General features: G+C 73.2%; 16 protein-coding genes and 1 pseudogene. 9 read left to right on the top strand and 8 right to left on the bottom strand.

Annotated features, from left to right (window positions below):
* From ACZ4TG_RS22670 to ACZ4TG_RS22680, 3 genes are all read right to left on the bottom strand, one after another.
* The gene (locus tag ACZ4TG_RS22670) at window positions 1-822 is read right to left on the bottom strand and encodes a hypothetical protein (RefSeq protein WP_468165582.1); all 822 of its coding nucleotides are present in this window, start codon (window positions 820-822) and stop codon (window positions 1-3) included.
* Between the two features lie 137 nt (window positions 823-959).
* Window positions 960-1,952, bottom strand: a complete 993-nt coding sequence (locus ACZ4TG_RS22675; protein ID WP_468165585.1) for an N-acetylmuramoyl-L-alanine amidase — start codon at window positions 1,950-1,952, stop codon at window positions 960-962.
* Window positions 1,953-2,041: 89 nt separating this feature from the next.
* Complete coding sequence (locus tag ACZ4TG_RS22680; protein WP_468165587.1) at window positions 2,042-2,689, bottom strand: class I SAM-dependent methyltransferase; 648 nt, start codon at window positions 2,687-2,689, stop codon at window positions 2,042-2,044.
* Window positions 2,690-2,931: 242 nt separating this feature from the next.
* Between ACZ4TG_RS22680 and ACZ4TG_RS22685 the strand changes: the two genes are divergently transcribed.
* On the top strand, window positions 2,932-4,326 hold the full coding sequence (locus tag ACZ4TG_RS22685; RefSeq protein WP_468165589.1) for a glycosyltransferase 87 family protein: 1,395 nt from the start codon (window positions 2,932-2,934) through the stop codon (window positions 4,324-4,326).
* A gap of 81 nt (window positions 4,327-4,407) precedes the next feature.
* Here the strand turns inward: ACZ4TG_RS22685 and ACZ4TG_RS22690 are convergent, their stop codons facing one another.
* Window positions 4,408-4,818 carry an ATP-binding protein gene (locus ACZ4TG_RS22690; protein WP_468165591.1) on the bottom strand — a complete coding sequence of 137 codons (411 nt, stop codon included), beginning with the start codon at window positions 4,816-4,818 and terminating at the stop codon, window positions 4,408-4,410.
* A gap of 82 nt (window positions 4,819-4,900) precedes the next feature.
* On the opposite strand from ACZ4TG_RS22690, the pseudogene ACZ4TG_RS22695 reads away from it, so the two are divergent.
* From ACZ4TG_RS22695 to ACZ4TG_RS22705, 3 genes and pseudogenes are all read left to right on the top strand, one after another.
* Window positions 4,901-5,589, top strand: a pseudogene (locus tag ACZ4TG_RS22695) (helix-turn-helix domain-containing protein).
* A complete protein-coding gene (locus ACZ4TG_RS22700; protein ID WP_468165593.1) occupies window positions 5,549-5,737 on the top strand; it encodes a DUF397 domain-containing protein in 189 nt (62 codons plus the stop codon). The pseudogene ACZ4TG_RS22695 and the gene ACZ4TG_RS22700 overlap by 41 nt, the downstream one beginning before the upstream one ends.
* A gap of 54 nt (window positions 5,738-5,791) precedes the next feature.
* The gene (locus tag ACZ4TG_RS22705; protein ID WP_468165595.1) at window positions 5,792-7,606 is read left to right on the top strand and encodes a serine/threonine-protein kinase; all 1,815 of its coding nucleotides are present in this window, start codon (window positions 5,792-5,794) and stop codon (window positions 7,604-7,606) included.
* Between the two features lie 126 nt (window positions 7,607-7,732).
* Here the strand turns inward: ACZ4TG_RS22705 and ACZ4TG_RS22710 are convergent, their stop codons facing one another.
* Window positions 7,733-8,998, bottom strand: a complete 1,266-nt coding sequence (locus ACZ4TG_RS22710; protein ID WP_468165597.1) for a hypothetical protein — start codon at window positions 8,996-8,998, stop codon at window positions 7,733-7,735.
* An 82-nt stretch (window positions 8,999-9,080) separates the two neighbouring features.
* On the opposite strand from ACZ4TG_RS22710, the gene ACZ4TG_RS22715 reads away from it, so the two are divergent.
* Both ACZ4TG_RS22715 and ACZ4TG_RS22720 read left to right on the top strand, forming a co-directional pair.
* Window positions 9,081-11,210 (top strand): acyl-CoA dehydrogenase family protein, encoded by a 2,130-nt coding sequence (locus ACZ4TG_RS22715; protein ID WP_468165599.1) that lies wholly within the window; start codon window positions 9,081-9,083, stop codon window positions 11,208-11,210.
* Window positions 11,211-11,230: 20 nt separating this feature from the next.
* Window positions 11,231-12,418, top strand: a complete 1,188-nt coding sequence (locus tag ACZ4TG_RS22720) for a lipid-transfer protein (protein WP_468165601.1) — start codon at window positions 11,231-11,233, stop codon at window positions 12,416-12,418.
* Window positions 12,419-12,428: 10 nt separating this feature from the next.
* On the opposite strand, the gene ACZ4TG_RS22725 is transcribed toward ACZ4TG_RS22720, so the two are convergent.
* Window positions 12,429-12,788 (bottom strand): response regulator, encoded by a 360-nt coding sequence (locus ACZ4TG_RS22725; RefSeq protein WP_468166159.1) that lies wholly within the window; start codon window positions 12,786-12,788, stop codon window positions 12,429-12,431.
* Window positions 12,789-13,076: 288 nt separating this feature from the next.
* Here ACZ4TG_RS22725 and ACZ4TG_RS22730 point away from each other — a divergent pair, with 288 nt between their 5' ends.
* From ACZ4TG_RS22730 to ACZ4TG_RS22740, 3 genes are all read left to right on the top strand, one after another.
* Window positions 13,077-13,949, top strand: coding sequence for a MaoC/PaaZ C-terminal domain-containing protein (locus ACZ4TG_RS22730; RefSeq protein ID WP_468165603.1), 873 nt, complete (start codon window positions 13,077-13,079; stop codon window positions 13,947-13,949).
* 34 nt (window positions 13,950-13,983) lie between these two features.
* A complete protein-coding gene (locus ACZ4TG_RS22735; protein WP_468165605.1) occupies window positions 13,984-15,060 on the top strand; it encodes a Zn-dependent alcohol dehydrogenase in 1,077 nt (358 codons plus the stop codon).
* A gap of 62 nt (window positions 15,061-15,122) precedes the next feature.
* A complete protein-coding gene (locus ACZ4TG_RS22740; RefSeq protein WP_468165607.1) occupies window positions 15,123-16,064 on the top strand; it encodes a 3-oxoacyl-ACP reductase in 942 nt (313 codons plus the stop codon).
* Window positions 16,065-16,094: 30 nt separating this feature from the next.
* On the opposite strand, the gene ACZ4TG_RS22745 is transcribed toward ACZ4TG_RS22740, so the two are convergent.
* Both ACZ4TG_RS22745 and ACZ4TG_RS22750 read right to left on the bottom strand, forming a co-directional pair.
* Window positions 16,095-16,352 (bottom strand): hypothetical protein, encoded by a 258-nt coding sequence (locus ACZ4TG_RS22745; RefSeq protein WP_468165609.1) that lies wholly within the window; start codon window positions 16,350-16,352, stop codon window positions 16,095-16,097.
* Entirely contained in the window at window positions 16,339-16,611 is a 273-nt protein-coding gene (locus ACZ4TG_RS22750) for a DUF6400 family protein (protein ID WP_468165611.1), read from the bottom strand. Before ACZ4TG_RS22750 ends, ACZ4TG_RS22745 begins: the two co-directional genes overlap by 14 nt.
* Window positions 16,612-16,626: the final 15 nt, after the last annotated feature.

The following is a 16,626-nucleotide window of genomic DNA, read 5'->3' on the forward strand; positions in this document are numbered from 1 at the left end:
TCAGCCGCGCTGGATGTCCGCGGTCTCGTTCAGGATGCCGCGGCGGCCGTCCTGGGTCTGGGCGATCAGGGCGGCCGGGCCGCGCTGGTCGACGGCCAGGTACCAGGTGCCCGGCGCGAGCTCCGCGATCTGGGTGGGGGAGCCGTCCTCGGCGAAGAGGGGGCGGGCCACCGGGACGGCGAACCAGAACGGGCTGAAGTCCGCGGCCGGGGCGGGCGCCGCGTCCTGCGGACCCGGGCCGGGGGCCGGGGTCGGCGTCGGGGCCGGCGCGGGGGTGCCGCCGTACGGGGGGACCGGCTGCGGGGTGGACCCGTAGGGCTGCTGCCCGCCCGGGTAGCCGTAGCCGGCGCCGGGCTGCGGCTGGCCGCCGTACGGAGGGACGGCGGCCGGGGCGGGCGCCGCGATCAGCTGGCCCGCGAGCGCGGGGATCTTCGGGCCGGCGACGGCCACGCCCGCCAGGCCCAGGGTGGCGAGGAAGGCCAGGATCGCGCCGATGCCCAGGTTCCAGCCGCTGGGGCAGGTGATCAGGGCCCACAGGGCGGACCATGCCGCCGCCACGGACAGGACGGTGCCCCAGGTGGTCAGCGGCAGGCCCGCGAGCTGGCGGCCCTCGGGCTGGAAGCGCGCGGCGATCAGCAGCCCGGCGGCGACGAAGCCGAGAAGGAAGATGCTCGGGAGGGCCAGCTGGTAGTAGTCGGTGTCCCAGACGCCCGGCAGGTTCAGCCGGGTGTCGGAGTAGAAGGGGATGAACGAGGCGATGAACAGCAGCACCGCTGCTCCGATCACCACGCCGTCGCCTCGAGTGAGGGAGCGGATGTTCACGTCTTAGGTGTCCTTCTCGGTCTCGGTCGTCTCGTGGTGCCGCGGTCGCAGATCAGGGCTGGAGCGGGGCGGGCGGCACCATGGTACGGAGGTTTTCCGTGGCCGAGAGGACCGGGGCGGCGAGCCACCCCCCGGTACTACCCGCCGAGGAAGCCGACGATGCCGTCCGCGATGCCCTGCGCCGCCTTCTGGCGCCACTCCGGACTCGTCAGTTGCGCCGCGTCCTTGGCGTCACGCATGTTGCCGCATTCGATGAACACCTTGGGCTGGGTTGAGAGGTTCAGTCCGCCCAGATCGTCGCGGACCACCAAACCGGTACCCGAACCAAGGTAGTTGGCGGGCCCGGAGCCGGTGGTGCGGGCGAAGTTGCTCGCGATGCGCTCGCCGAGCAGCCGGGAGGGCTCGACGATCTTCGCGGTGTCCGCGCCGCCGCCCCTGACCTTCGCGGGGAGGATGATGTGGTAGCCGCGGCTGCCCTCGGAGACCCCGTCGGCGTGGACCGAGACGACGGCGTCGGCCTTCGCCGCGTTGCCGATCCGGGCCCGCTCGTCGATGCAGGGGCCCCAGGGGCGGTCGGCCTCGTGGGTGAAGACGACCTTCAGGCCCCGGGACTCCAGGACGGTGCGCAGCCTGCGCGACACGTCCAGGGTGAACTCGGCTTCCATGTAGCCGGAGTTGGTGGTGGTGCCGGTGGTGTCGCACTCCTTGTAGTTGGTGCCGATGTCCACCTGGCGGTCGATCTCTTTGGTGTGCTTGAAGTTGCCGGTGTTGTGGCCGGGGTCGATGACCACCGTCCGGCCGGCGAGCCGGCCCTGACCCGCGGCGGGGGTGCCGCTCGCGGCGGTGGCCGCCGGAGCGCTCCCGGTGGCGTTCGCCGTGGCGCCGTCGGGGGTCGTACTGGGCTTCGCGTCCGCGGCCGCCGTGTGGGACGCGGGATGCGGCATCACCTGGGGCCGGTGGTCGTCCGGGCCGGTCCCGGTCAGCACCTGGGTCAGCACCCAGCCCGCCAGAGCGGTCGGGGCGAGGACGGCCGCGGCGATCGCGAGGGTGGAGCGGCGCGTGAACCAGTGCCGGTCGGGGCTGACCGAGGAGGCGGACTCGGGGGGCGGGGGGCTGTCGTCGTAGCGCACCTCGCGATGCTAGACCGGCGGCCCACCGCCCGTAGGGACCCTGCTCCATCCGAGGGCGTGGTGTGTTTGTATGGCTGGCCCCGTACTGCTTATATGCCCTGGCCGGTGCGCCGGAGGACGCGCAGCGAGTCCGTGACCGAGATCTCCTCGAAGGCTCCGGACGCCAGCGCGCGCAGGTAGATCCGGTACGGGGCCTGCCCGCCGTCGGCCGGGTCCGGGAACACGTCGTGGATCACCAGGGTGCCGCCCACGGCGAGGTGCGGGGCCCAGCCCTCGTAGTCGCCCGAGGCGTGCTCGTCGGTGTGGCCGCCGTCGATGAAGACCAGGCCGAGCGGGCCGCCCCAGGTGGCGGCGACCTGCGGGGAGCGGCCCACGATCGCGATGACGTGCTCCTCCAGGCCGGCCCGGTGCAGGGTGCGGCGGAAGGTGGGCAGGGTGTCCATCAGCCCGATCTCCGGGTCCACCACCGTCGGGTCGTGGTACTCCCAGCCCGGCTGCTGCTCCTCGCTGCCCCGGTGGTGGTCGACCGTGATCGCGGCCACCCCCGCCTCGCGGGCGGCGTCCGCGAGCAGGATCGTGGAGCGCCCGCAGTACGTGCCCACCTCCAGCAGCGGCAGGCCCAGCGCGGCGGCCTCGGCGGCGGCCGCGTACAGGGCGAGGCCCTCGCCCGCGGGCATGAACCCCTTGGCGGCCTCGAAGGCGGCGAGGGTCTCCGGCTTGGGGGTGGCGGACGCCATGGGTTCCTCCTGGGCTGCGGGTGAGCGGCAGCCCATGCTGCCCTACCGCCCGGTAGGGCGCTACGGCCGGGGGTGTCCGTACGCACGGTGCGCCGGCCGCCGGGGACCCGGGCGTTGCGCCGTGCGCCGGCCGCCCGGGACCCGGGCGTTGCTCCGTCGGCCGGTTCGCAGTGGGCCGACCGGTGAGCCCTGCGGGGCACCCTCCGGCCAAAACGGTATGAACCGGTCTAAATTCCTGATCCATGACGCAGCAGAAGGTCGGCCCCCCGGGTGGCCCGCCAGCCCCGGAACGCCGCACCGACACGACCGGCACGACCGATACGACCGATACGACCGATACGACCGACTCCCCGCCCGGCGGTCCCGGCACGGCGGCCCGCGCCCTGACCCGGGCGGCACGGCACGCCGACTCCTGGACCAGGAAGCAATCGATCGCCTCGCTCCACGCGGTCTGGATCCTGACCCGGCTCCTCATGCTGTACCTGCTGGTCCACGACGACATCGGCGTCAGCAACGTCTCCTCCGAGGTGGAGTTCCTCTACCCGCGCTGGTACCAGCAGCTGACCGACGGCTCCTTCCCCGTCGACGACGTCACCTGGCAGTACCCGCCCGGCGCCGGCCTCGTCTTCCTCTTCCCCGCGGCGCTGCCGTTCCTCGGCTACTTCACGGCGTTCCTCGTCCTCACCTTCGCCGCCGACGCGATCGTCGCCCTCGCCCTGACCCGGCGCGGCCGCAACCTCGCCGGCGCCTGGCTGTGGACGGCCGGACTGCCGCTGCTGCTGAACGTCCCGCACGGCCGCTTCGACATCCAGGTCACCGCCCTGGCCGTGCTCGGCCTGCTCGGCGCCCGCCGCCACCCCCGCCTGACCGGGGTCTTCGCCGCACTCGGTGCCCTGGTCAAGGTCTGGCCGCTGCTCACCCTGCTGGGCACGGAACGCGGGCGCAGCAGCCGGCAGGCGTGGCTGTCGGCCGTGGCGGCCGCCGCCGCGCTCCTGACCGTGCTCGCCCTCGGCTTCCGCAACAGCCTCGGCTTCCTGCACCAGCAGGGCGCCCGGGGCGTACAGATCGAGTCGCTGGGCGGCACCGCGCTCTCCCTGCTGCGCGCCCTGGGCCAGCCGATCGGGATCGAGTCCCGCTACGGAGCCCTGGAGTTCAGCGGCGCACACGTCGAGACCGTCGCCCAGCTGTCGATGCTGCTCACCGCGGCCGCCTTCGGCTGGCTGATGTTCTGGCGCGGCCGAGCCGTCCGGTGGACCACCGCGACACCCCTCGACGCGGCCCTCGCCGCCGTGCTCCTGTTCACCGTCACCAGCAGGGTGATCAGCCCGCAGTACATGGTGTGGCTGCTGGGCCTCGCCGCAGTCTGCCTCACCTCCCGGCACACCACCCAGCGCCCGGTGGCGCTGGTGCTGCTGGCCGCGGCGGCCGTGACCGCGCTGGCCTTCCCGACCTACTACCTGGACGTCATGGCCGGCTCGGTACTGGGCAACACGCTCATGGTCGTACGCAACGGCCTGCTGGTCACCGCCACCCTGCTCGCCTGCCGGCGCCTGTGGACGGCCACGGCCCCCGAGGCGCTCCCCGCGCTGACGCCCTCGCCCCGGACCGCGCCGAGCGGGGCCACCGCCGACGCCTGAGGCGCTGCGGCGGACGGACCCCGCGGTGCGCGCCGGCCCCGCCCGGCGCGCACCCGGCCCCCCAGGCCGCCCGCCCGGGGCTCACGCGTCGCACTCGAACCACACCGTCTTGCCCGAGGGCGTCGGATCCGTGCCCCAGCGGTCGGTCACGGCCTCGACCAGGAGCAGCCCCCGCCCGCCCTCGGCGAGGGGGTCGCAGCCCGGCGCGAGGCGCGGGAGGGCGGGGCACCCGTCCGACACCTCCACCCGCAGTCCCTGCGGCCGGCGCTGGATCAGAACCGAACACCCCCGCCCGGGCACGTGCCGCACGACATTGGCGACCAGCTCGGTCAGCGCCAGCTCGGCAGCGTCGGCCACTTCCGTGAGGTCCCAGCGGACGAGGAACCACAGCAGGATGCGCCGCATGTGCCCTGCCGAGTGCTCACCGACGGTGAAGCCCATCCGGTAGGTGGCGCCAATGTCCGTGCTGGGGAGACCAGTTGCGTGATTCATGCCATCAGGGTGGGGTCGACTGGTTACGCTCGGCTACGGATGGAAGGCAACATCGCACTCGTACGGTTGGGGGTGTCCACCCGTGGTCAACATCCGGGACCTCGATCCCAGCGCCTCACCACTGGACTTCTACGGATCCGAACTCCGCCGCACCCGCGAGGCTGCGAACCTGAAGCAGTCCGAGTTGGGGAAGCTCCTCTACTGCACGGGCTCGCTGATCGGGCAGATCGAGACCGCCCGCCGGGTGCCGACCCGCGACTTCTCGGAGCGGATCGACGTGGCCCTCGGTACGGTGCTGGCCGCGCGGACCTTGGCGGACCTCGATGCCAAGCTGGAGATTCGGCTGGACCGCCGGCGGATCCTGGAGCGCGAGGACGCGCCGCTCACGTGGGTGGTGATGAGTGAGGCTGCGCTACACCAGGAGATCGGCGGTCGGGAGGTCATGCGAAACCAACTTGCACACTTGTTGTCTCACGACGCCGGGAGTGGCTACGGGTGCAGATCCTGCCCTTCGAGGCGGGAGCCCATACCGGATTCGCCGGCGCGTTCACGATCCTGCGGTTCGAAAACGACCAGGACATCCTCTACACCGAGGACTTTCTTCAGGGATATGTGACGGCCAATTCGCAAGCGCTTAGGGAGAGTTGCGTCCGCTACGATCAGCTTCAGGCTGCCGCACTCTCCGTGGAGGACTCGGCGGCCCGGATCGCCCGCGTAATGGAGGAGCGCTATGGAGGCCGTCCAGTCCCTGACGGGCGCGCAGTGGCGTAAGTCCTCGTACAGCGGAACCACCGGCGGCAACGGCGTCGAGGTCGCCGCCCAGCCCTGCCTGATCGCCGTGCGGGACTCCAAGGACCCCGAGGGGCCCGTGTTCACCGTGAGCCCCTCCGTCTTCGCCGCCTTCGTCAGCACCCTTTAGCACGGCCTACCTGGAGGACATCCACGTGCAGTACGTGAACCCGGCGGCTGCGCGATGAGGCAGCTCGGGGCCTCCGACCCCTCCGCGTCCGGTCCGTACCGGCTGCTCGCCGAGCTGGGCAGCGGCGGCATGGGCAGGGTGCTGCTGGGGGCGGCGCCGGACGGGCGGCTGGTCGCGGTCAAGCACGTGCACGCGTCGCTCGCCGCCGACGACGGCTTCCGTACCCGCTTCCGGCGGGAGGTCGCCGCCTCGCAGAAGGTGTCCGGCGCCTACACGGCCGCCGTGATGGCCTCCGACGCGGACGCGCCGACCCCGTGGCTGGCCTCGGTGTTCGTGGCCGGCCCGTCGCTGGGCGACGCCGTGGAGGCGGTCGGGGTGCTGCCCGAGGAGCTCGTACGCCGGCTCATGGCCGGGCTGGCGTCGGCCCTGGCCGAGATCCACCGCGTGGGGCTGATCCACCGGGACCTCAAGCCCGACAACGTCCTGCTCGCCGAGGACGGCGTCCGGGTCATCGACTTCGGCATCGCGCGGGCGACGGAGCACGAGGGCGACCTCGCGCTGACGCGGACCGGCTGGGTGGTCGGCTCGCCCCCCTCCATGTCGCCCGAACAGGCCGAGGGCAAGAGGCTCACGCCGGCCAGCGACGTGTTCTCGCTCGGCTCGGTCCTGGTCATGGCGGCGACGGGCCGGAGCCCGTTCACGGGGTCGTCCACGCTCCAGACGCTCTACGACGTGGTCCACGCCGAACCCGACCTGAGCGACGCCCCGGCCGGGCTGCGCGGCATCCTGGAACGCTGCCTGGCCAAGGACCCGGGCGACCGGCCGACCCCGGCCGAACTGCTCGCCTTCCTCGGCCCCGTCGCCCCGGTCGGCAGGCAGTGGCCGCCCGCCGTGTACCGGATGATCGCCGCGCAGCGGGCGGACATCGACCGGCTGCTCGACGGGCCGGGCGCCACCGTCGTGGAGCCGCCGGAGTCGCCGGAGTCGCCGGAGCGACAGGGGCCGCCGGAGCCGCAGGAGCCGGCAGGCGAACCCGAACGCCCGGACGCGGAACCGGAAGGCTCGGCGGAGCCCACACCCCCGCGCCCTGCGGAGCCCGCCCCCGAACGCCCGGCAGCCACACCCCCGCGCCCGTCCAGCCCTCCCCCCGCGCCCGGGCCCGGACCCGCGCCCACGCCCGGGGTGCGCCGCGCCGCCCAGCCCACCGAAGCGGCCCCGCCGCGGACCGTGCCCGCTCCACCGGGCCCGGGCCGGGGCCGGCGCCGGATCGCGGTCGTGCTCGCCTGCGTGCTGGGGGCGGGCCTGCTCGGCGGGGCGGCGTACGCGCTGTGGCCGGACGGCGGGACGGGCGGCGGGACGGGCGGCGGGACGGGCGCGGGGGGCGGCACCGCCGGGTCCTCGATCCGGGCCGACAAGTACCGCACGCTCGGCACCTGCACGTACCTCGCGGCGCAGCTGCCGCTCCACACCCGGGACACGGGCAGCGACCGCCATTCCGAGGTCACCGGCGAGGTGCAGACCGGCTGCACCTGGTACGGCTCGAGGACCGCGGGGACACCGGCCGCCCGCGTCCGGTGGAGCCTGCGCACCTCCTACGGGCTCCGGAACGCCACGACGGCGCAGCAGGACGCCTTCCGCGCGGACGCGGCGCAGGGCGTGGCGCAGGACGTGGCGCAGACCGGGCTCGGCTTCGGCGAGGAGGCCTTCCGGGGTGCGTCCGACACGTCCACGTCCTGCTCCCTGGCCGTCCGGGACGGCAACCTCGTCGTCCGGGTGGACCTCGGCAGCGAGGAGTTCCCGGCGAAGGCCGCCTGCGCCGGTCGCGCCGAGGCCGTCGCCCGCGCGGCCGTGCAGGCCGTCACCCGCTGAGACCGCCCAGGACGGCCGGAGCGACGAGCGGCCGAGGCGGCGGGGGAACCACCTTTGCCGGGCTCGCCGGAGCGCTGATCGGCGCCCTGGCCGGTCTCACGGGAAGCGCGCCCGCCTGCCAGCTGGTCACTCGTCCTGGCCGTGCAGGCTGTTGACGGCTGCCCGAAGCCGCAGCCAGGTCGGATCCGCTTCCGTTGCGGTGGCCACCGCTGCCAGGCCGTCGGAGTCCCAGGTGCGGGTTCCGTCGGTCAGGACGAGGTGTGTTTCCAGGTCGCCGTCGGCAGGAACCTCGGAGGTGGCGTCCAGGAACGCCGTGACCGCGGCCCCCGACGTATCGCCGTCCGCGCCCCGGGTCTTCGAGGAGCCGGCGCGCACGGACAGGAGCAGGAGATCACCTCCGCCGCCGGCGATGACGAGTTCGCCCGTGGCCGTGGCGCCCAGCGCGGTCACCGGGGAGCCGGACAGTACGTCGTGCTCGGCCGCCTGCCGCGTTTCGAGGTCGACTTCGAGGAGGGTCCCGGTGGGCGTCCCGATCCAGAGCGCGCCGGGCAGGGCTCCGAACGCGACGTTCTGCCGCGACCAGGCGCGCATCTGGTCGAGCCACTCCGGTGGGTACGGGTATCCGGGGCTGGGTTCGCCGAGCGTCGTCGCCAGAACGCGCTGGAGCGAGGGGAACGCGAACACCTCCAGTGAGTTCCCGTAGGCGTTGCCCCGAATGGCGAGATGGCGTCCGTCCGAGCTGAAGACCGGCGTCTCGTAACCGTCGGAGTCCAGGATCAGTGCCCGGCGCAGCACGCGCATCGCGGCGGGCGCGGCTCCGTGACCGACCCGTGCGAAGAGTCCGAGCGTCGCGCCTTGATCGCTGGCGAGCGTCATCACCAGCCCGCCGGCGGGATGCTCCGCGACCCCGGTGTCCCACCGCGGGCCGGTGCCGACCGTTCCCGACGCGGGGTCGAGGACGTCGGAGCGTGCCCACGCGTCGTCTTCGCCGCCTGAGGACGGCGAGGCCCACAGCGTCCGGCCGTCCGGACTGAACGCCAGACCGCGGTAGCGGGCCGTGGGCGGTGGGCCGTGCGGTTCGGAGAGTCCGGCAGGAGTCCACTGCACGACCCGGTCCTCGCCCGCCACCACGAGCAGTGGCTGATCCGGATGCCATGCCACAGCGGGTGTCCGCTTGCGCCGGTCCCAGCCGCGGGCATCGCCGTAGGCGCTCGACTCCGCGCCGACAGAGCCGAGTTCGCCCAGTGTCCCTGCCTCGGAGCTCCAGATGCGGACCGCCGGACGCTCCGAGTCCAGGCCGGCGACCAGCGGAAGCCGCGGATGGCAGACCAGCCGCTCGACGGGATGCCCGCCACCGACTCGCGCACGGGCCACGGGGTCAAGATCAGTCATGTCGGCACCGTAGTCGCGGACCCGCCGAAGAACACCGGATCTGACCTTCCGTCAGAATGGAACGTGTTCTAGTCTGCCGCGCATGGGCATCGGAATCACGCAAGAGCAACGGGAGTTGGCCGCAGCCGTGCGGGGCTGGGTCGCGCGGGCCGTGCCTCCCGAAGAGGTGCGCAAACTGCTCGACACCCCGCCCCGGACCGGGGTGCGGCCCGGCTACTGGGACGCCTTGGCGGAATCCGGGCTGCTGGAACCGCACCTGGAGGGCGGGACACTGCTGGACCTCGCCGTCGCGGTGGAGGAGGCCGCCCGGGCGGCGCTCCCCGGGGCGTACCTGCCGAGCGCGCTGGCATCCGTACTCCTGCACCGGGCCGGGGCCGAACCGCTCGACGGCCGGGTCGGGGCGGTGGCGCTGGGGCCCGGCAGCCTCACCGCCGTCGCCGTCGAAGGCGGCGGGCACCTGCTGGACGGGCTCGCACCGCCCGTGCTCGGCGCCGGGGAGGCCGGCCTGGTGCTGCTCGCCGCCGAGGCCGCGCACGGCACGCTCTGGTTCGCCGTGGACGCCGCCGCCCTGGACATCCGCACCCAGGAGAGCGCCGACCCGACCCGGCCCACCGCCGAGGTGCGGGCCCGCGGGGTGGCGGTGGGGCCCGGCCGGCTGCTGGAGCTGGACGCGGCCCTGGTGCGGGACCTGGCCTGCGTGCTGTTCGCCGCCGACGCGTGCGGGACCGCCGCCTGGGCGGTGCACACGGCCGCCGAGTACGCGAAGGTACGCGAGCAGTTCGGCCGGCCCATCGGCCGGTTCCAGGGGGTCAAGCACCTGTGCGCCGACATGCTGGTGCGCCTCGAACAGGCCCGGGCGCTGGCCTGGGACGCCGCCCGGGCGGCCGAGGAGCCCGCCGAGGTGCGCTCGCTGGTCGCCGCCCTCGCCGCCGGGACCGCGCTCGACGCCGCCTACTCCTGCGCCAAGGACTGCATCCAGGTCCTCGGCGGCATCGGCTTCACCTGGGAGCACGACGCCCACGTCTACCTGCGCCGCGCCCTCGTCGCCCGCCAGCTCCTGGGGCCCGGCGAAGGGCACCGGGTACGGGCCTTGCGGTGCGCCGCGGGCGGTGCGCGGCGCGAGCTGCGGCTGGAACTCCCCGCGCAGGCCGAGGCGCACCGCGCGAAGGCCCGTACCGCCATCGAGGACGCGCGCGGGCTCGATCCGGCCGCCGCCCGGCGGGTGCTCGCCCCCACCGGGTACGCGGCCCCCCACTTCCCGCCGCCCTACGGACTGGGCGCCGGACCCGTCGAACAGCTCGTCGTGCAGCAGGAACTGGCCGCGGCGGGGGTCAAGGTCGCCGACCTCGGGATCGCCACCTGGGTCGTGCCCTCGCTGCTCGCCTACGGGACGCCCGAGCAGCAGGAGGCCTACCTGCTGCCGACGCTGCGCGGGGACCTCGGCTGGTGCCAGCTCTTCTCCGAGCCGGAGGCGGGCTCCGACCTGGCCTCGCTGCGGACGAGGGCGGAGCGGACCGCGGACGGCGGCTGGCGCGTCAACGGGCAGAAGGTGTGGACGAGTTCCGCGCACAGTGCCGACTTCGGGATCCTGCTCGCCCGCACCGACCCGGCCGCGCCCAAGCACAAGGGCCTCGGCTACTTCGTGGTCGACATGCGCACCCCCGGGATCGACGTCCGGCCGCTCAAGGAGATCACCGGGGAGGCGCTCTTCAACGAGGTCTACTTCGACGACGTCCTGCTGCCCGCCGACGCGCTGGTCGGCGCGGTCGACGGGGGCTGGAAGGTCGCCCGGAACACCCTCGGCAACGAGCGCGTCCACATGGCCGACCAGATGACCTTCGACACGGGCCTGGAGGCGCTGATCGCGCGCTCCGCCGAGCTCGACGGCTCCTACCGGGCCAGGATCGGGGCGCTGGCCGCCGAGGCGCACGCGCTCGCCTGCATCGGACTGCGGACCACCCTCCAGCAGGTGTCGGGGCTGGAGCCGGGTGCGGGCGCGTCCGTACGCAAACTCGTGCAGACCCCGCACCAGCAGCGGACCGCCGAACTCGCGCTGGAGCTGCTGGGCCCGGCGGGGGCGGTGCGCGAGGGCGCGGGGGAGCGGGCGGTGCACGGGATGCTCATGTCCCGCTGCCTGACCATCGCGGGGGGCACCACGCAGGTCCAGCTCAATGTCGTCGCCGAGCGCATCCTCGGCCTTCCCAGGGACTGACCGAAGAGGAGTTGTCGGGCATGAAGTCGTACATCGTGGGCGTCGGCATGACGAAGTTCGAGAAGCCGGAGTCGAGGGACTGGCAGTACTGGGACATGGTGAAGGAGGCCGGGACCGCGGCGCTCGCCGACGCGGGGATCGGCTACGACCTGGTCGAGCAGGTACCGGTGGGCTACTGCTTCCAGGCCTCCACCGCCGGGCAGCGGGCTGCGTACGAGCTGGGGCTGAGCGGGGTCCCGGTCTACAACGTGAACAACAACTGCGCGACCGGCTCGACGGCGCTGATGATGGCGCGGCAGTTCGTCGAGGGCGGGATCAACGACTGCGTGCTGGCGCTGGGCTTCGAGAAGATGAAGCGGGGCGCGCTGGGCGGAGGCGCGGACGGCGGAGACTTCAAGACCTCCCCGGTGGCCCGGCACTACGGGATCATGGCCGCCGGGCACGGCTTCGAGATGTCCCCGCCGACCGCGCAGATCTTCGGGAACGCGGCGCGCGAGCACATGGAGCGGTACGGGACGACGGCCGCGCAGCTGGCGGCGGTCGGGGAGAAGAACCACCGGCACTCGGCGAACAACCCCAACGCGCAGTTCCAGGACGTGTACTCGGTGGAGGAGATCCTGGCGGCGAAGACGATCCACGACCCGCTGACCAAGCTCCAGTGCTCGCCGACCTCGGACGGGGCGGCGGCGGCGCTGGTGGTGTCGGAGCGGTTCGTGGTCGCGCACGGGCTGCACGACAAGGCAGTGGAGATCGTCGGGCAGTCGATGACGACGGACACGGCCGCCTCGTTCGATTCGGGCTCGTGCATCGACGTGGTCGGCAAGCCGATGTCCGCGGCGGCGGCGCGGGCGGTCTACGCGCAGTCGGGGCTGGGCATCGAGGACGTGGACGTGATCGAGCTGCACGACTGCTTCTCGCTCAACGAACTGCTGACGTACGAGGCGCTGGGCATGTGCGGGGAGGGGGCCTCGGGGAAGCTGGTGGAGAGCGGGGCCACCACCTACGGCGGGCGCTGGGTCGTGAACCCGTCCGGGGGGCTGATCTCGAAGGGCCACCCGCTGGGGGCCACGGGGCTGGCCCAGGCGGCCGAGCTGGTCTGGCAGCTGCGGGGCGAGGCCGGGCCGCGGCAGGTCCCGGGCGCGCGGGTCGGGCTCGCGCACAACATCGGCCTGGGGGGCGCGGCCGTGGTGACCCTGCTGCGGCGGTAGGCGGGGGAGGCTACGGGCCCGCCAGGGCGGGGTCCACCACCGTCTCGCCCCGGGAGGCGCGGCGGATGGATTCCGCCAGGTCCTCGATCGGGCCGTCCCGCAGGACCAGGCCCGCCGCGCCCGCCCCCAGGGCGGCGTCCCGCAGGCCGGGATGGGCCGAGCCGGTCATGAGCAGGACGGCGCACTCCGGGGCCTCCACCAGCAGCAGCGGCACCGATTCGAGCGCCTCGGCCAGCGCCACGGCCGGGCGGGCCAGCGGGGAGGTCACCACCTCGATGTCCGGCTGCAGGCCGAGGTGGAGCGCCAGGGCCGGGTTCGGCGGGTCCAGCAGCACCCGCAGGGACCGGGCGGGTCGGGAGGCAACGGGCATTTCGTCCACCCCGCCAGAGTAGGCCTCCTGCCCGCCGAAAGTGGTTCTGACGTGAAGTCAGGAGTCTTCCCAAGTGCTGGGACGTGCGTTATACATTCCTTCACCGGGCCTAGAACGCGTTCTAGAACGCGTCGGGGAACCGGTCCCGCATACGACCTCGGTGCGACCGACGGTGCGGACGGCCGCACCGAGGTCTTCCACCCGGTGGAACGAGCAAGTCGAGCAAGTCGAGCAAGTCGAGCAAGTCGAGTACGTCGAGTACGTCGAGAAAAAGGAGCAGCATCCTCAATGCCGATCGATGCCGCCAAGGCCCTGGCCGCCGAACCCCGGCAGGGGGACATCGCCTGGGACCACAAGGACATCCAGCTCTACCACCTCGGCCTCGGGGCCGGCACGTCCGCGGACAAGGCCGCGGCCGCCACCGACCCCGACGAGCTGCGCTACACCCTGGAGTCCAAGCTCCACGTACTGCCCAGCTTCGCGACCGTCGCCGGCGCGGGCATGGCGATGATGGGCGGACTCGCCGCCCCGGGCATCGACGTGAACCTCGCCGCCGTCCTGCACGGCGGCCAGTCCATCGAGCTGCACCGGCCGATCCCCGTCAAGGGGCGGGCCGTTACCACCGCCAGGGTCGCCGCCGTCTACGACAAGGGCAAGGCGGCCGTGATCGTGCTGCGCTCCGAGGTCGCGGACGCCGACGGGCCGCTGTGGACGAGCGATTCGCAGATCTTCGTACGGGGCGAGGGCGGCTTCGGCGGGGAGCGCGGGCCCTCCGCCAAGGAGGAGGCGCCCACTCGGGAGCCCGACCGGACCGTCGAGCGCCACATCCGCGAGGAACAGGCCCTGCTCTACCGGCTGTCGGGGGACTGGAACCCCCTGCACGCCGACCCGGAGTTCGCCAAGCTGGCCGGCTTCGACCGGCCGATCCTGCACGGCCTGTGCTCGTACGGGATGACCCTCAAGGCCGTCGTCGACACCGCCCTGGGCGGTGACGTCTCCCGCGTCCGGGCCTATCGCACGCGCTTCGCCGGGATCGTCTTCCCGGGCGAGACCCTGCGCATCCGGATGTGGGAGGACCCCGGCCGGGTGCGGGTGGCGGTGAGCGCCGTCGAACGGGACGACGCGCCGGTCCTCGCCGACACCGTCGTCGAACACGCCTGAGCACCGCAGCAGACCGACATCAAGGAGCCGCACCGTGCGCGCAGCACTGCAGAGCGAGATCGGCCAGGACAAGCTCGAGGTGGTCGACGACATGGAGGCCGTGGGCTTCGGCCCCGGCAAGGTCAGGATCCGCATCAAGGCCACCGGCCTGTGCCACTCCGACCTCTCCGCGATGAGCGGCGTACTGCCGCAGCCCGCCCCCTTCATCCCGGGCCACGAGGGCTCGGGCGTGATCACCGACGTCGGTGACGGGGTGACCGGCCACAAGATCGGGGACCGGGTGCTGGTCTGCTGGCTGCCGCCCTGCGGGCACTGTCCGTCCTGCAAGCGCGGCCAGGGCCACCTGTGCCTGGAGGCGTTCGGCAACGTCGCCACCCCCAACTTCCGCCGGGCGGCCAGCGACATCTTCGGCTTCGCCGGCACCGGCACCTTCGCCGAGGAGATGGTGGTCCCGGCCGGCTGCGCCGTCCCGATCCCCGACGACGTCCCCTTCGACATCGCCGCGCTGATCGGCTGCGGCGTCACCACCGGCCTCGGTGCGGCCATCAACACCGCGAAGGTGGAGGCCGGGTCCTCGGTCGCCGTCATCGGCTGCGGCGGCGTCGGCATCTCCGTCATCCAGGGCGCCAAGGTGCAGGGCGCGGCCCAGATCATCGCCGTCGACCCGGTCGAGTCCCGCCGCGAGGCGGCGCTGCGCTTCGGGGCGACCGAGGCGGTCGCGCCGGAGGCCTTCGCCGACGCCAAGAACCGGATCACCGCCGGCGAGGGCTTCGACTACGTCTTCGAGGTGGTCGGCAAGTCCGCGACCACGCAGACCGCGTACGAGATGACGCGGCGCGGCGGATCGGTGGTCGTGGTCGGCGCGGGCGCCCTCGACGACAACTACTCGATCAACATGTTCTCGCTGTTCTTCGACGAGAAGAAGATCCTGCCGTCGATGTACGGCGGCGGTGACGTCCTGCGTTCGTACGAGCGGACCATCGCGCTGTGGCGGGCCGGCCGGGTGGACCTGGCGGGCCTGATCACGCACCGGGTGCAGCTCGCCGAGATCAACGACGCCCTCGACCAGATGCGCACGGGCGTCGCCCTGCGCACCTGCATAGAGCTCTGACCGGACTCCCGGCACAAAACCGTTCCGACCCGCTGCGACCCGCTCTGAGAGGAACCGTACGGATGTCACTGCCACTTGAGGGACTCTCCGCCATCGTCACGGGCGCGGGCCGCGGGCTCGGCCGGGCCGAGGCGATCGAACTCGCCCGGCTCGGCGCGAGCGTGGTCGTCAACGACTTCGGCCAGCCCGGCCGCGACGGCTCGGGGGAGGCCTCGGCCGCCCCGGCTGAGGAGGTGGCCGCGGAGATCCGTGCGGCGGGCGGGCAGGCGGTGGCGCACCTCGGTGACGTGGCCGACTTCGAGCAGGCGCGGGAACTGGTGGAGCTGGCCGTGGCCCGCTTCGGCAAGCTCGACATCCTGGTCAACAACGCGGGCATCCTGCGGGACCGGATGATCTTCTCGATGTCGGAGGCCGAGTGGGACTCGGTGATCCGGGTCCACCTCAAGGGCCACTTCAACACCACGCACTTCGCGTCGGTGCACTGGCGGGAGCGGTCCAAGGCGGCGGGCGGCCCGGTCTACGGCCGGATCGTCAACACCTCCTCGGAGGCCTTCCTGGGCGGCTCGGCGGGCCAGCCGAACTACGCGGCGGCCAAGGGCGGCATCGTGGGGCTCACCACCTCGACCGCCCTGGCCCTGGCCAAGTACGGGGTCACCGCCAACGCCATCTGCCCGCGCGCCCGTACCCGGATGACGGAGGACGTGTTCGCCGGCTTCCAGGTCCCGGAGGAGGGCAAGCTGGACGCCCTCGCCCCCGAGCACGTCTCCCCGCTGGTCGGCTACCTGGCCTCACCGGCCTCGGCGAAGGCCAACGGGCAGCTGTTCGTGGTGCACGGCGGGATCGTGGTCGTGATGGAACGGCCCAAGGTGGCCGCGAAGTTCGACACCGGCAAGGAGGCCTTCTCGTACGAGGAGCTCGACGAGCTGCTCACCGCGCACTACGACGCCCGCCCGGCGAACGAGACCTTCGCGGCGACGGAGGTCCTCGGCCTCAAGCACGACTAGGGCCTGTCCGAACCCAGCGGGCCCCGGTGATCAGTGCCGGGGCCTGCCGCTGGTGACCCGGCTCCACAGGGAGCGGGTGGCGCCGAAGCCGGTCTCGTGCGCCCACACGTGGGTGCAGGACGGGCACTGGAGGTGGAGCAGGCTGCCGCTGTTGGAGAGCAGGTAGCGCCAGTGCGCGGAGCAGGTGCGCCGCTGCTCGCACGGGTCGCACCCGCGGCTGTCGGCGCACTCCGGGCAGGCCACCCAGGCGCGGCGCCCTGGATCCGCCTGCGGGTCAAGCGGCAGCATGGCCGCCCCCGCGCGCGGGCAGCACACCGGCCGCGACCAGATCGTCGTGCAGTCGCTGCTGCTCCGCGTCGAGCCCGGAGTACAGCAGGTCGTACGCGGCCTCCTCGCCGCGCAGCACCGCGACCGGGTCCCAGTCGGAGCCGAGGGCGTCCAGGACGTGGATCCGCCGGAGCGTCTCGTGGGCGTTGAGGTCGACGGAGAAGTCGACGAGCCCGGGGGTGTCCGGGCCGGCGGGGGGCGTGGGGTGCTGTGGGGACATACCTCGAAGTTAGGT

Source organism: Streptomyces sp. NPDC028314 (assembly GCF_055565795.1).